This window comes from Arthrobacter koreensis (assembly GCF_009193255.1).
In the GTDB taxonomy this organism is placed as follows: Bacteria; Actinomycetota; Actinomycetes; order Actinomycetales; family Micrococcaceae; genus Arthrobacter_B; species Arthrobacter_B koreensis.
In genome coordinates, this window is sequence record NZ_WACG01000001.1 from 1094313 (window position 1) to 1107950 (window position 13638).

Annotated in this window: 14 protein-coding genes; 4 read left to right on the forward strand and 10 right to left on the reverse strand. The window is 66.3% G+C overall.

The window, feature by feature from the left end:
- Positions 1-123: 123 nt before the first annotated feature.
- A complete protein-coding gene (cycA, locus tag GD628_RS05180; protein WP_377955364.1) occupies positions 124-1527 on the forward strand; it encodes a D-serine/D-alanine/glycine transporter in 1404 nt (467 codons plus the stop codon).
- Here cycA and GD628_RS05185 read toward each other — a convergent pair.
- From GD628_RS05185 to GD628_RS05210, 6 genes are all read right to left on the reverse strand, one after another.
- Positions 1514-2353, reverse strand: a complete 840-nt coding sequence (locus tag GD628_RS05185; RefSeq protein WP_226802341.1) for an MBL fold metallo-hydrolase — start codon at positions 2351-2353, stop codon at positions 1514-1516. The two genes, cycA and GD628_RS05185, sit on opposite strands and share 14 nt — an antisense overlap.
- Positions 2354-2467: 114 nt before the next feature.
- Positions 2468-3085, reverse strand: coding sequence for a hypothetical protein (locus tag GD628_RS05190; protein ID WP_152274018.1), 618 nt, complete (start codon positions 3083-3085; stop codon positions 2468-2470).
- Positions 3086-3109: 24 nt separating this feature from the next.
- A complete protein-coding gene (locus GD628_RS05195) occupies positions 3110-3697 on the reverse strand; it encodes a DUF6286 domain-containing protein (protein ID WP_152274019.1) in 588 nt (195 codons plus the stop codon).
- Positions 3694-4092 (reverse strand): Asp23/Gls24 family envelope stress response protein, encoded by a 399-nt coding sequence (locus GD628_RS05200; protein WP_141653615.1) that lies wholly within the window; start codon positions 4090-4092, stop codon positions 3694-3696. The genes GD628_RS05195 and GD628_RS05200 overlap by 4 nt, the downstream gene beginning before the upstream one ends.
- Before the next feature lie 2 nt (positions 4093-4094).
- The gene (locus tag GD628_RS05205) at positions 4095-4274 is read right to left on the reverse strand and encodes a hypothetical protein (protein ID WP_091601061.1); all 180 of its coding nucleotides are present in this window, start codon (positions 4272-4274) and stop codon (positions 4095-4097) included.
- A 62-nt stretch (positions 4275-4336) separates the two neighbouring features.
- Complete coding sequence (locus GD628_RS05210) at positions 4337-4855, reverse strand: Asp23/Gls24 family envelope stress response protein (RefSeq protein WP_091601059.1); 519 nt, start codon at positions 4853-4855, stop codon at positions 4337-4339.
- A 374-nt stretch (positions 4856-5229) separates the two neighbouring features.
- On the opposite strand from GD628_RS05210, the gene aceB reads away from it, so the two are divergent.
- A complete protein-coding gene (aceB, locus tag GD628_RS05215; protein WP_152274020.1) occupies positions 5230-6828 on the forward strand; it encodes a malate synthase A in 1599 nt (532 codons plus the stop codon).
- A gap of 326 nt (positions 6829-7154) precedes the next feature.
- Here the strand turns inward: aceB and GD628_RS05220 are convergent, their stop codons facing one another.
- Positions 7155-8270, reverse strand: coding sequence for an alcohol dehydrogenase catalytic domain-containing protein (locus GD628_RS05220; protein ID WP_152274021.1), 1116 nt, complete (start codon positions 8268-8270; stop codon positions 7155-7157).
- Positions 8271-8431: 161 nt separating this feature from the next.
- Between GD628_RS05220 and GD628_RS05225 the strand changes: the two genes are divergently transcribed.
- Entirely contained in the window at positions 8432-8893 is a 462-nt protein-coding gene (locus GD628_RS05225; RefSeq protein WP_152274022.1) for a helix-turn-helix domain-containing protein, read from the forward strand.
- 88 nt (positions 8894-8981) lie between these two features.
- Positions 8982-10100, forward strand: coding sequence for an alanine dehydrogenase (gene ald / locus GD628_RS05230; RefSeq protein ID WP_152274023.1), 1119 nt, complete (start codon positions 8982-8984; stop codon positions 10098-10100).
- 71 nt (positions 10101-10171) lie between these two features.
- Here the strand turns inward: ald and GD628_RS05235 are convergent, their stop codons facing one another.
- The 3 genes from GD628_RS05235 to GD628_RS05245 all read right to left on the reverse strand — a co-directional run bounded on the left by GD628_RS05235 (position 10172) and on the right by GD628_RS05245 (position 13368).
- Positions 10172-11503 (reverse strand): MFS transporter, encoded by a 1332-nt coding sequence (locus GD628_RS05235; protein WP_091601049.1) that lies wholly within the window; start codon positions 11501-11503, stop codon positions 10172-10174.
- An 84-nt stretch (positions 11504-11587) separates the two neighbouring features.
- Positions 11588-12634, reverse strand: a complete 1047-nt coding sequence (locus GD628_RS05240) for a Gfo/Idh/MocA family protein (RefSeq protein ID WP_152274024.1) — start codon at positions 12632-12634, stop codon at positions 11588-11590.
- Positions 12631-13368: a GAF and ANTAR domain-containing protein gene (locus GD628_RS05245; RefSeq protein ID WP_152274025.1), complete on the reverse strand. Its 738-nt coding sequence runs from the start codon at positions 13366-13368 to the stop codon at positions 12631-12633. Before GD628_RS05245 ends, GD628_RS05240 begins: the two co-directional genes overlap by 4 nt.
- Between the last annotated feature and the right edge of the window lie 270 nt (positions 13369-13638).

A 13638-nucleotide genomic window follows, 5' to 3' on the forward strand; every position in this document is an offset into this window, starting at 1 on the left:
CCGGCGGCATGCCACACGGCGCCATGAGAAAGAACCCCCATGCCAGGTAGCTCCACCCCCGCTTCAACCACGGACCATTCAGCTGCGGTAACAAGTTCAAAGGACCCGGGCCTCGCGCGTTCGATGTCCAGCCGCCACATCCAGCTCCTCGCCATTGGCGGAGCCATCGGAACCGGGCTTTTCATGGGCTCGGGCAAAACGATCTCAGTGGCCGGACCCTCCGTCATCTTCGTGTACATGATCATCGGCTTCATGCTGTACTTCGTGATGCGGGCGATGGGCGAACTGCTGCTCTCCAACCTGCAGTACAAATCCTTCAGTGACTTTGCTGCGGACCTGCTCGGCCCCTGGGCCGGGTTCTTCACCGGCTGGACCTATTGGTTCTGCTGGGTGGTCACCGGAATCGCGGACGTGGTGGCGATTGCCCACTATGTCACGTTTTGGTGGGCGGAGATTCCGCTCTGGATTCCGGCCCTGGCCTGCATTGTGCTGCTGGTGGCCCTGAACCTGCCCTCCGTGAAGGCCTTCGGTGAAACCGAGTTCTGGTTCGCCCTGATCAAGATCATTGCCATCCTGACACTGATCGTGGTGGGACTGGTCCTGATCCTTACCCGCTTCGATTCCGGCGGCGGCGCCACGGCAGGGTTTGAGAACCTCTGGGAGAACGGCGGGTTCTTCCCCACCGGCCCCATGGGCTTCGTGGCCGGTTTCCAGATTGCCGTCTTCGCGTTCGTCGGCATCGAACTGGTGGGCACCGCCGCGGCGGAGACGAAGGATCCGGAGAAGAACCTCCCGAAGGCGATCAACTCCATCCCGCTGCGCATCATGCTCTTCTACGTAGGCGCCCTGGTGGTGCTGATGGCCGTGATTCCGTGGACGCGGTTCAACGCGGACGAAAGCCCATTCGTGGGCATGTTCGCCCTGGCCGGCCTGGGCATAGCCGCCGCCGTCGTTAACTTCGTGGTGCTGACCTCCGCCGCCTCCTCGGCGAATTCAGGCATTTACTCCACCTCGCGGATGGTCTTTGGCCTGGCGCACGACGGCGATGCCCCCAAGGCGTTTGGCCGCCTGTCCAGCCGGAAAGTTCCGCGCAACGCCCTGTTCTTCTCCTGCACGTTCCTGCTGGCCGGGGTGGTGCTGCTCTACGCCGGGGATTCGGTGAGCGAGGCATTCACGCTGGTGACCACCATTTCCGCCCTGTGCTTCATGTTCGTGTGGACCATCATCCTGCTGAGCTACCTGGCCTACCGGCGCCGCCGTCCGCAGCTGCACCGGGACTCGGCGTTCAAGCTTCCGGGCGGCCGGGTGATGGTCTACGTGGTGCTGGCGTTCTTCGTGTTCATTGTCTGGGCGCTGACTACCCAGCCGGATACGCTGACGGCACTGCTCGTCACGCCCATCTGGTTTGCCCTCCTGGCCGGCGCCTACGCCCTGCTGCGCCGCACTCCGCTGCACCAGGCGCGGGTGGCGGAGTTCAAGGCCATGGCGGAGGCAGAACGGGAAGCCGCGGCGCCTAGCCGCGCGTGAACTTGAGGTAGCGGCGGGCCGAATCCTGCACTATCCGGTCCGCTCCGCGGTGCAGGATGTAGTCCCACCAGGCCCCGTACAACCGCTCGTAGGACAAGGGCGCCAGAAGTTCGGCACCGGCTTCCACCACGTCCGGGCGCTCCGGGATCAGGTTGGGATAGCTGTACATAAAGGCAACGTGGCTGAAGTCCGGGATGACCTGGATGATGTCGCCGCTGAACAGCGCCCCGACTCCGTCCGGGTCGTCATCCCAGTGCATGACCGTGCCGCCGGGGAAATGGATGCCGGGCCGGTACAGGACAAGGCCTTCGGCCAGGTCCATCCTGTTCCCGTCCCAGAGCTGCAGGGCGGGGTCGCTGCGTCCCACCCATTCCCGGTCTGCGCTGTGGAGATAGACGGGGACACCGAATTCCCGGGCCCAGTCCACCATGGTGGCGTAGTAATGCGGGTGGCTGATGGCAATGGCGGTCAGGCCGCCTTCGGCGTTGATGAGGTCGATCAGCTCTTCGTCCAGGTACGGTACGCAGTCCCAGAGAACGTTGCCCCCGGCAGCCTTCACCAGTAGGGCACGCTGGCCGATGGCGAACTTGGGTTCACTGCCGATTCCCAGCACGCCCGGTCCCTGCGGATGCACGCTGGCACGCCGGGCACCGGAACGAAGGCGGGTGAGCGTGGTCCACGCCTGGCCGGAGAGCGGAACGTACTGCCGCTCATCCAGGCACACCGGGCAGTCAGCGCGGAGTTCGCCGTACTGGGTCCCGCAGGTGACACAGATGGGATAGTCGTTTGGAGGCAGCGCCTCCCGGTAATGCTGCGCCATGGTCATACACCCGTCCGTCGCCGGCTAAGGCCGAAGTGCCGTTCAGGCTACCGTGCGGCGCCGCGGCGGAACACCGTTGCGGCAAAGATCACCGGGTGTGCCGAGTAACGATTCGGCAACTCAGTAGACAACCGTGCCGGTGGACTCAACCGTGTTTCCCAACTGCGCCGGCCGCCCGCTGACCTCGAGGGCAATCCCAGCGGTATGCAGCGGCACTTCCAGGGCACGGCTCAGGTTCGCCAGTACGTCACTGCGGATGCGGCGCAGCGCCTCCTGCACATCCGCCCGCTCGTTCAGGGTCAGCCGCATGGCGAGGTCCGGTGACTCGGCAGTTCCGCGCAGCAGCGCAGAGCTGCTGACCACGCCCGGGACGGATGCGGCGTCGTCCTCTACCGCAGCAGCCAGCACCGCCGTGTCGCACCGGGTGATGCCGCGGGCAGGGTCCTCATGGAGGCGGTAGCTGGAAACCGCACGCCGCCGCGGCACTTCGGCCAGCATCCACCACAGCCCCAGCAACCCCAGGATGATGCCGCCGATCAGCACGGCCGCAGCGGGGAGGGTCTCCAGCACACCGGGACCGTCGGACAGCACCGGCTCGTCCTGGCCGGCAAGGCTGCCGCCGGAGAACTGATCCATGAGTCCCGAGGAAAAGAGGATCGAGGCTGTCCCCGCAGCAAGCAGGATGAGGCCAATGATGATCAGCCACGTCCGGTTCATGGCTCCTGCATGGTGTCGCATGCTGCATCCTTCCCCTGCGCCGGGTCAGTCCCGTGAGCGGATAGTGACCCGGACCCGGGGAACGGGATCCAGGCCTGAGGCTTCCAGCCGTGAATGCACCCCGTCAGCAACCCAGCGCTGCAGGTCCCGGGTGTCATGCAGGGCAGTGGTGACCGAAACCCGGACGTCACGGTCCGTGGCAGTGGCCGAAGCTGAGGAGACGCCGTCGATGTGTTCGCAGGTAGCCGCTGCCAGCTGGGCCACGGCACGGCGGGACATCACCGCCGAGGGCTCGCCCACCGTTGCCTTCCTGGCCTCCGGATCCCCGGAGGCGGGAAGCCGGACCGGCAGGTCATGGAAGCGGCCGGGAATGATGCCGGCGAGCAGCAGCACCAGGCCGGCGACGGCGAGCGCGATGCCCAGCGCCCAGACTCCGGTGCTGTTCCACGCCGAGTCGGACAGCCACTGCACGGGAGCGGTGAGCGCCTCGGGCCAGGTTCCCGAGGTGAGCCGGAGCAGTGCCGCCACGACGGCGGCAACGCCAAGCACCAGCAGCACGACGGCGCAGATGGTGGCGGGAACGGAGCGGCTGGGCCGCGGGCGCAGGGCCACCGGCGGCGACTCGGCGCTCACAGCAGCCTCCTCCGCCCGGACGACGCAGGCCTGGGACTGAGCCATGCCACCGTGACGTCCACCTGCCGCACCTGTACCCCGGTCAGGTCGGTGACCCGCCCGGCGATCCGTTCGCGGAGTTCCTGTGTTGCCGTACGCAGCGGAACCGGATAGGGAAGCCCCACCTTGACCCAGAGGCTGGCGATGTTACCGGCCAGCTCCACCGAGGCCTCGGGCCGCGCGGTGAAATCCGCCTTCGACCCGATTCCCAGGAATCCTCCGGAGGTTCCGCCGGCTGCTGTTTCGTCGCGTGCCACCTGGCTGGCGATCTTCTCCAGGACCCTGCGGGACATTGAGGTGCTGCCGCGGTCTTCAATCGCCCGCCGGGGGCGGCGCTCAGTGTCCGCCTGCGTCATGGTCATCGGCTTGCGGCACGGCCAAACAGCCCGGCCATGTCCAGTTTGCCGTCAGCCACCAGGCCCACCAGCAACCCGATCAGGCCAAAGAGGACGGTGACCAGGAAGGCGAACCACCCCCCGAACGCCAGCACTATTCCCAAAACCAGACCAACTACCAGGCACCATCTTGTTGCATTCATCGGTGCTCTCCTTAGGACGTATCAATACGTTTGGGTGCAGCCCGGGCAAAGCCGGGCGCTTTCTACTCCAGGCGTCCCGACGGCTTCTTCTGCGACTGGCCGTCGTCGTCGTTGTCGTCATCCGGGAGGTGGACGTCCGTAACATTGACGTTGACCTCAAGGACTTCCAGCCCGGTGGCGTTTTCGACGGAGCGGATGACGTTGGTGCGGATCGCCTGGCTGACCTCGACGATCGAGAAGCCGTATTCCACGATCACGCTCACATCCACCGCAGCCTGGCGCTCACCTTTCTCCACGCTCACGCCGTTCCCGTAGTTCGTCTGGGAGCCCGGGATCCGCTCGGTGACGGCGCTGAACGCGCGCCGAGCGGCATTTCCCATTGCATGGACGCCCGGAACTTCACGGGTGGCAATGCCTGCTAGTTTCTGCACCACGTTCTCTTCGATGGTGGTGTCTCCGCGTGGTGTGTGCAGCGGCCCTGAGGGCCGGTGCTGGGCGAGGTCACTGTCCCGCTGCGTATCGTCTCCGCTGGCCGTCGGCGAGGCGGTGGACTGTCCAGGATTCCTGGCGGATTCTGCCATGGCACTCATCTCCTGAAGAAGGGGATCCCGGAGGGGGATCGCCGTCTCTCCATTAAGGGCGCATTGACCGGGGATCGTCACTCCCCTTGGAACTTTTCTCCGGCTCGAACACGAAATCCGTCCGCTGCCCCTCGGCCTTTCCCGGCACACCAGCCCCTGACCTTGCCCTCATTCCCACCGGACCATAATGTTCACGATACGGAAATAAGTTTTCGTTTAGGATGAGAGTTCGTTCACGACGTGAGCGGACAGAGAGCTGGATTAGCGGGAAGGAGCGGGTTTACACCCCTCGGTTCGCCCCGTACGTTCAGGGCACGCTGCATTTCGACGACGCCGTCCGGCCCCGACCAAGCCGGTGCGCGAGAGGAGAACCCATGGCTATCGAAGTAACCGATCCAAACCCGGCCGAGGGCGCCGGGACCATCCTGACACCGGAGGCACTGGCGTTCATCGAAGAACTTCACCACCGCTTCGCCCCCACCCGGAATGACCTGCTGGCCGCCCGCACGAAGCGCCGTGAGGCAATCGCAGCCGGTGAAACCCTGGACTTCCTGCCCCAGACCGCCGAAATCCGCGAAGGAGACTGGCGGGTGGCCCCGGCCCCCGCCGCCCTCCAGGACCGCCGCGTTGAAATGACCGGCCCCGCGTCCCCGGCCAAGATGGCGATCAACGCCCTTAACTCCGGCGCCAAGGTGTGGCTGGCGGACCTTGAGGACGCAGCGACGCCTACCTGGCACAACGTGGTGGATGCCGAATACAACCTGTACCTGGCCGCCCGCGGAGACCTGTCCTTCACCTCCCCGGACGGCAAGGACTACGCGCTGCGCACCGACGTGCCCCTCGCCGTCATAGTCATGCGCCCGCGCGGCTGGCACCTGCCGGAGAAACACGTACTGATCGACGGCGAACCGGCGGTGGGAGCGCTGGTCGACTTTGGCCTGCACTTCTTCCACAACGCGAAGAAGCTCCTGGAAAACGGCCAGGGCCCCTACTACTACCTGCCCAAGATGGAGAGCCACCTGGAGGCCCGCCTCTGGAACGACGTCTTCGTCTTTGCCCAGGACTTCGTGGGCGTTCCGCAAGGCTCGGTCCGCGCCACCGTACTGATCGAAACCATTCCCGCCGCGTTCGAGATGGAGGAAATCCTCTACGAACTGCGAGACCACGCCGCCGGACTCAACGCCGGGCGCTGGGACTACCTCTTCAGCATGATCAAGGTGTTCCGCGACTCCGGCAAGGATTTCCTGCTTCCGGACCGCGCCGACGTCGCCATGACCGCACCCTTCATGCGCGCCTACACGGAGCTGCTGGTCAAGACCTGCCACCGCCGCGGGGCCTTCGCAATGGGCGGGATGGCAGCCTTCATCCCCAACCGGCGCGAACCCGAAATCACCGCGAAGGCATTCGAAAAGGTCACGGCGGACAAGTCCCGTGAGGCCAATGACGGCTTCGACGGCTCCTGGGTAGCCCACCCGGACATGGTAGACACCTGCCGCGAGGTCTTCGACTCAGTCCTCGGCGACAAGCCCAACCAGGTGGACAAGCTCCGCGAAGACGTCAGCGTTACTGCCCGGGACCTGCTGGACGTCACCACTGCCGAGGGATCGATCACCGAGGCCGGGCTGCGCTCCAACCTCTACGTCGCCGTCGCGTACACCGCCGTTTGGCTTTCGGGCAACGGAGCGGTGGCAATCCACAACCTGATGGAGGACGCCGCCACTGCCGAGATCAGCCGCTCCCAGGTCTGGCAGCAGGTCCGCAACGGCGTCACCCTTGAGGACACCGGGGAGACTGTCACCGAGGACCTGGTCAAGCGCCTGCTGGCGGAGGAAACCGAACGGCTGCGCGGCGAAGTGGATGAAGAGAAGTTCAACCGCTACTACGCCCCGGCCAGCGAACTGATCGGCCGGATCAGCCTGGCTGAGGACTACGTGGACTTCCTGACCCTGCCGGCGTACGGGCTGGTGGACTAGGTTTCGACCGGCGTGGCGCCGGGTCAGCCGGGCTGGCGACACGCCGGGCGGCCACGCGCCGGGCTGGCTGCGCACCGGGTTGGCCACGCGCCGGGCGGACCGGGCGCCGGGCTGGCCACGCGCCGGGCGGACCGGAACGGCGGCAACGAAACTCCTTCGCTCGCAGGGCTCGCTTCGGAGTATTAAAGCCGCCTAACCCGGTCCGTCCGACGCTCCAATGTTCCGGCACCGCAGCCTAACCCGGACCGTCCGGCGCCCAGATGTTCCGGCACCGCCTAACCCGGCCCGTCCGGCGCTATCAGGTTTCGGTCAAGCGCGGGTTCGGGTCAGTCGAAGTGGATAACTTGGCGGATGGCCTGGCCGTCCGCAAGGGTGTCCATGGCCTCGTTGATGTCTTCGAGGGCAACCTCGGCCGAGACCAGTTCTTCAACCGGCAGCTTCCCCTGGCGCCAGAGATCCGCATAGACCGGAATGTCCCGGGACGGCACGGCCGAGCCGAGGTAGCTGCCAATGATGGTCCGGGCTTCCGCCGTCAGGGTCAGCGGAGCGATCTGCGCCTGCTGGTCCGGGGCCGGGAGCCCGACGGTCACCGTGGTGCCGCCGGGAGCGGTGAGCTGCACGGCAGTCTCGAAGGCGCGCGGGTGCCCTGCAGCCTCCACGGCCAGCGCGGCCTGGATCCCGGCGTCGGCCGCCTGCGCCGGGGTGTAGACGGTGTCAGCGCCGAGTTCCAGGGCGCGCTTCAGCTTTTCCGGCAGCGCGTCAATGCCGATGACGCTGTTCACCCCGGCCGCGCGGGCTGCCAGCAGCGCTGCCATGCCAACACCGCCCAGCCCAACCACGGCGACGTCGTCATCCGGGCCTGGGGGCGCCGCGTTCAGTACCGCCCCGGCACCGGTCAATACTGCACAACCCAGCAGGGCGGCGACGGCAGGCGGAACATCATCATCCACCGCCACGACGGACCGGTAATTGACGACGGCGTGGGTGGCGAAAGCGGAGACCCCCAGGTGGTGGAGCACGGGTTCACCGTTCCGGCGAAGGCGGATGCCGCCGCCCAGAAGGGTGCCTGCGTTGTTGGCCGCGCTGCCGGGGGTGCAGGGCATCTTGCCGTTGGTCCGGCAGGCGGCGCATTCCCCGCAGCGCGGCAGGAACGCCATCACCACGCGCTGGCCGCGGTGCAGGTCCGGAACGTCCGGTCCCAGCTCCTCGATCCGCCCGGCGGCCTCGTGGCCCAGCAGCATGGGCAGCGGACGGACGCGGCTGCCATTCACAACGGAAAGGTCCGAGTGGCACACCCCCGCGGCCTCGATACGGACCAGAACCTCTCCGGGGCCGGGCGGGTCCAGCTCGAGATCGGCCAGGTGCAGCGGGCGGCTGGAGGCGTAGGGACGCTCCGCTCCAGTACGTTCCAGGACGGCTCCCCGTATGGTGCGGCTGCTCATGATTCCCCTTTGAATCGGCGTTCTGCGCCGCTGCGGGCGCGGTTGGCTCCCATTCCAGCACGGCGCATCCCGGACGCCAAAGAGGCACCCGGCGGCGCGGCGCGCAGTTCTGTGACGCCAGATCATGTTTCCGGCCGGTTTCATTTGGCAAGATGTGATCCATGAGCCAACAGAGCAGGACCTTCCCCGCGCTGACCGGCAAGGATGCCTCCGCGCTGACCCGGGCACTTTCGTCCGGCGACGTCACGGTCTTCGTTGACGGCACGGCGCTGCGGCTTCCTGCCGCAGCGCGGGACGCAGTACTGGAACTGCTCGGCCGGCTTGCCGGGGGCTCTGCCGTGACCGTCGCCTCCGCTTCTTCGGACGATACGAAGGAGCCCGGCGAATCCCCGGCGCACAATCCGCTGCTCACCACTTCCCAGGCCGCCGCTGCGGCCGGGATTTCCCATACGTACCTGCGCAACCTGACCGACGCCGGGGTCATCCCCGTTGAATACCGGGGTACGCACCGCCGGATCAGGATGTCCGACGTCGAGGCCTGGCTGAAGTCCCAGCGCGAACAGCGCGCGGCGAAGGCGGCCGCTCAGGGCGGGGACGGCACTTCAGGGGGGACTGATACCTAGGAGCACCGCCGCCGTGCGGCTCCGCACACCTGCTCGCCAGCGCAGCTGGTTCCACTCGTACTTTCAATTCTGTTGACCGGAGCAAAACGTGATTATCGGTATCCCCAAAGAAATCAAGAACAACGAGTACCGCGTGGCCATTACGGCCTCCGGAGTCCATGAGCTGACCACCCGGGGACACACCGTCCTGGTGGAGGCAGCCGCCGGAGCCGGTTCGAATATTACCGACGAGGAATATGCGACAGCCGGCGCCGAACTGGTGCCGGCGGCGTCGGATGTCTGGAAGCGCGCAGACATGATCCTGAAGGTCAAGGAGCCCATCGCCTCGGAGTACCAGTACTTCCGGCCCGGGCTTGTCCTCTTCACCTACCTGCACCTGGCAGCTACCGAGGAGTTGACCCGCGCCCTGCTCGAATCCGGCGTTACCGCTATCGCCTATGAAACCGTCCAGGAAGGCCGGGCACTGCCGCTGCTGGCCCCCATGTCCGAGGTTGCCGGCCGTCTCGCCGTCCAGGTTGGCGCGCAGTGCATGATGGCCCCCGCCGGCGGGCCCGGGCTGCTGCTGGGAGGCGTTCCCGGGGTGCGGCCGGCCAAGGTGGTGGTGCTCGGGGCCGGAGTAGCCGGGACTAACGCCGTCGCTGTTGCCGTGGGCGCCCACGCGGACGTAACGGTCCTGGACATCAACATCAACCGGCTGCGCGAACTTGATGCGCTCTATGCCGGCCGCATCAAGACCGTGGCATCCAACGCCTTCGAGATTGAGCGGGCCCTGCTGGACGCAGATCTGGTAATCGGCTCCGTCCTGGTGCCCGGCGCCCGCGCCCCCAAGCTCGTCACCAATGGCATGGTGGCCCGCATGAAACCCGGCTCCGTCCTGGTGGACATCGCCGTGGACCAGGGAGGCTGCTTCGAGGACAGCCGTCCCACCACGCATGAAGACCCCACCTTCCGCGTGCACGGGTCCCTGTTCTACTGCGTGGCGAACATGCCGGGCGCCGTGCCCAACACCTCCACCTATGCGCTCACCAACGTCACCCTTCCCTACGCCGTGGCGCTGGCGGACAAGGGCGTGCGTCACGCGTTCGAGGATTCTCCGGCACTGGCCAGGGGGCTGAACATCGCCGGCGGCGCGGTGACCCACCACTCGGTGTCCGACGCACACGGACTGTCCCTGACCGAGGGCTGGAAGGAACTGGTTGCTCCGTAGTCCTCCGCACGGAACAGTAAAGGCCGGCATCCCCCGTGGGGGCTGCCGGCCCTTTGCTGTTCCGGAAGGGCTTAGTGCGGCGCCGGAACCTTGGCTGCAGCGCCGCGGAGCACCGGAGCGCCCAGCATCGAAATGACGACGGCGCCCAGGGCCATGGGGATGACGAACAGGAAGTACAGGTCCCCCGGGGTCCAGCCGCCGTCGATCAGTCCGCCGGCCAGGATCGGCGAAACGATTGCGCCGACACGGCCCATGCCGATCACCAGGCCCAGGGCGGTGCCGCGGACCTCGGAGTCGTAGTAGGTGGGGCTGATGGCCAGCATGCCGGCAATCGGGGCGTTGGAGCCGAAGCCCACGAGGGCCGCGGCGAACAGTGCCAGCGGCAGCGAGCCTTGGGTGGAGTTGGCGAACACCACGAATGTGGCTGCGCCAATGACGAAGAAGACGGCCAGGACCCGCCGCATGTCGTAGCGGGCGCCGAAGACTCCGAGCACCACTGCGCCGGTGATCGCGCCGACGCTGAAGAGCACTCCGGCGTTGATGCCGTCCTGGGCGCTGAAGCCGCTGGCAGTGATCAGCTTGGGGGTCCAGGAGTTCGCGAAGTAGAAGCTGGCCATGAGGATGAAGTACGCCAGCGAGAGCAGGATGGTACGCCGGGCGTTGGCGCCGGTGAGGACATCTGCGAAGCGGGATTTCTTTTCCCCGCGCGGTGCCGGTTCGGGCAGTTCCGCCACCGGTTCCTGGCCAATGCTGCGCAGGGTCTTGTTGATGCGTTCCAGGGCGTTGGCCGGGCGGCGCACCGAGAGGTAGTCAATGGACTCCGGCAGCACCTTGAGTACCAGCGGAATCATGATCAGCGTGGCAATGCTGCCGAAGAGGAAGGCTGAGCGCCAGCCGAAGGAAGAGATCAGCACACCGGTCACCAGGCCGCCCAGCACGCCGCCCACCGGCTGGCCGATGCTGACGATGGCCAGGGCGGTTGAGCGCCGCTTGGCGTTGGAGAACTCGGAGGCAAAGACGTTGATGGTCGCCTGCAGGGTGCCGATCGCGACGCCGGTGATCAGGCGCAGGACCAGCAGGACCTCGTAGGACGGAGCGAAGACGGAGGCGAACATGCCTGCCGCGACGACGCAGACGCCGATCAGCAGGGTCTTCTGCCGGCCAATGATGTCCGCGATGGTGGAAACGAAAATGGAGCCAACAGCCATACCGACCAGTGCTGCGCTGAGCAGGAAACCGAGCTGGGCTCCGTTGAGGTCCCACTCTGCTGAGACGGCGGAGGCGCTGAAGGCCATGACCAGGACGTCGAAACCGTCGATCATGTAGAGGGCTGTACAAATTGCAATGATTCCGACTTGCCGCCGGCTCAGGGTGGAATCTTCGATCCGGTCTTTGAGGTGCATTCCTCAAATGCTAAAGGAGATGAGGACCACAACGTGATTTCGGTCGCGTTGGTGCAGAGTGGTTACGCGGCGGCCTTCGGCGAATCAGATTCCGGCGTGGATCTGCCGTATAATTTCCAGCCCCCGCAGCGAGTCGGCAGGGTCCACCGGCAAGGATCCGCCCTCCAGGACAGCCGCCGCGAAGCCGGCATAGAACTCCTGGTAGCGGCCGGCTTCCGTGGGCACGGCGACGGCGGACGCAGCCGTCCCCAGCACCCCCCACTCGGCCGGCTCCTCTTCGCCGTACCCCGGATCTCCGGGGAGCATCCCTGCGTCCAGCTGGGCTTCCTGCGGATCGACTCCGCGCTTGGTCCAGGCCGCTGTGGACCCGGTGACCCGGAACCTCTCCCCCGGCTGTGGGGCCAGGGAGTTCATCGACAGGTGGGACTGGACGCCCGAGGCGTGCTGCAGGACCACGAACACGTCGTCGTCCGGGCCGCCGCCCTCCCGCCGGGCGTGGACTTCCGCGTAGGCGGGTTCGGCAGGGCCGAAGAGCTGCAGTGCCTGGTCGATCAGGTGGGGGCCCAGGTCGAAAAGGATCCCGCCGCCGTCGTCCGTCCCGGCTTCCCGCTTCCAGGCCTTGGTGACGGACGGCTTGAAGGATTCCATGCGGGATTCGAACCGGCTAACCGTTCCGAGGTCGCCGCGTTCGATCAGGCCCTTGAGCGTGAGGAAGTCCCCGTCCCAGCGCCTGTTCTGGAAAACCGAGAGCGCCTTGCCGGCGGCGGCCGCCGTTTCCAGAAGGTCCCGTGCGGCCTGCGGAGAATGCGCGAAGGGTTTGTCAGCCACTACATGCAGTCCTGCGCGCAGCGCAGCAAGCCCCAGGGGCGCATGGGTTGCCGGGGGCGTGCTGATAACGGCGAGGTCCAGCTCTCCGGCCAGGGCCAGGGCGGCCTCCGCCGAGGGAACGACGGCGGCGCGCGGGTAAGCCAGCGAAGCGGCTCGGGCGCGTTCCGGGTCAGAGGTGACAATAACGTCCAGGGAGTACCGCGGATCGGCTTCGAGCAGCGGAGCGTGGAAGACCCTCCCGCCCAGACCGTAGCCAAGAAGGAGCGTGCGCAGCGGGCCATCCGCCGGTGCGGAGCCGGTCACGGGGTCTGGAAGTGCGTCTCGGAGGGGGCGCCGTTAAGCTTCGCGACGATCTCCCCTGCCAGCACCTTGAGTTTGAGGTTCCTGCTGTTGGAGGCCCGCTTCAGTGTGTCGAATGCCTCGCTTTGGGAACAGCGGTTCTGGCCCATGATGATGCCGATTGCCAGGTCGATGTCCGTTCGCGACTGCAGCACGGACTGCAGGTCTTCAACGGTGGCTGCGCGCTGGGACATCCGCACTGCCAGGCGGAGTGCCATTGAGGCTTCCTCCGCGTACGTGCGTGCCACCCGCTTGAAATCTTCATCGAAGGTCATGGCGGAGCGCGAGTAGAGATTCAGGGCTGCCCGGGCATGCCCCTCCAGCCTCAGCGGAACCGCGTAAATGGACCGCACACCCTGCGCGACGACGTGGCGCATGTATTCGGGCCAGCGCTGATCGGCCGAGGTATCGGCAACGTCGACGGCCTCATGGACCCGAAGGGCATGCAGGCACGGGCCATCATCAAAGGCGTACTGCATCTCATCCATTTCCAGCGCGGCGCTCTCGCTGCTGGCAACGGTGTAGTTATGTCCGCGGGACCGCTGCAGGGTGATGCCGCAGTACACCGTGCCCATGGAGGAGAGCGATGACGCGCTGAGCCGGGCCAGCTGCTGGAGGAATTCAAGTACATCCTCGTGGTGTATCAGCAGGTCCTGCAGCTGCGCTGCGGTGGCGGTCGCAGACCTCAGGTCATCCATAGTGCCTTGTTTCCTTTTTCCAGCCCCGGTGTCCGCTCTAAGCGCCCACGATTGTCGTGGTTGAGGTTAGATACTACGATATCCGGATACGGTCAAGACGCGGCCACGGCTTCTGCATACCTTTACGGAGTTATCGATGGGCCTGCCGGCGCACTTGCCGATCTGCCACCATTGCGGCGTTGACGATTACCTGATTTACGAGTTCTACACGGCACCTGCCGGAAACGATCCCGGCGTCGTGAGCTACACCTGCTCCGCGTGCGAGAGTTT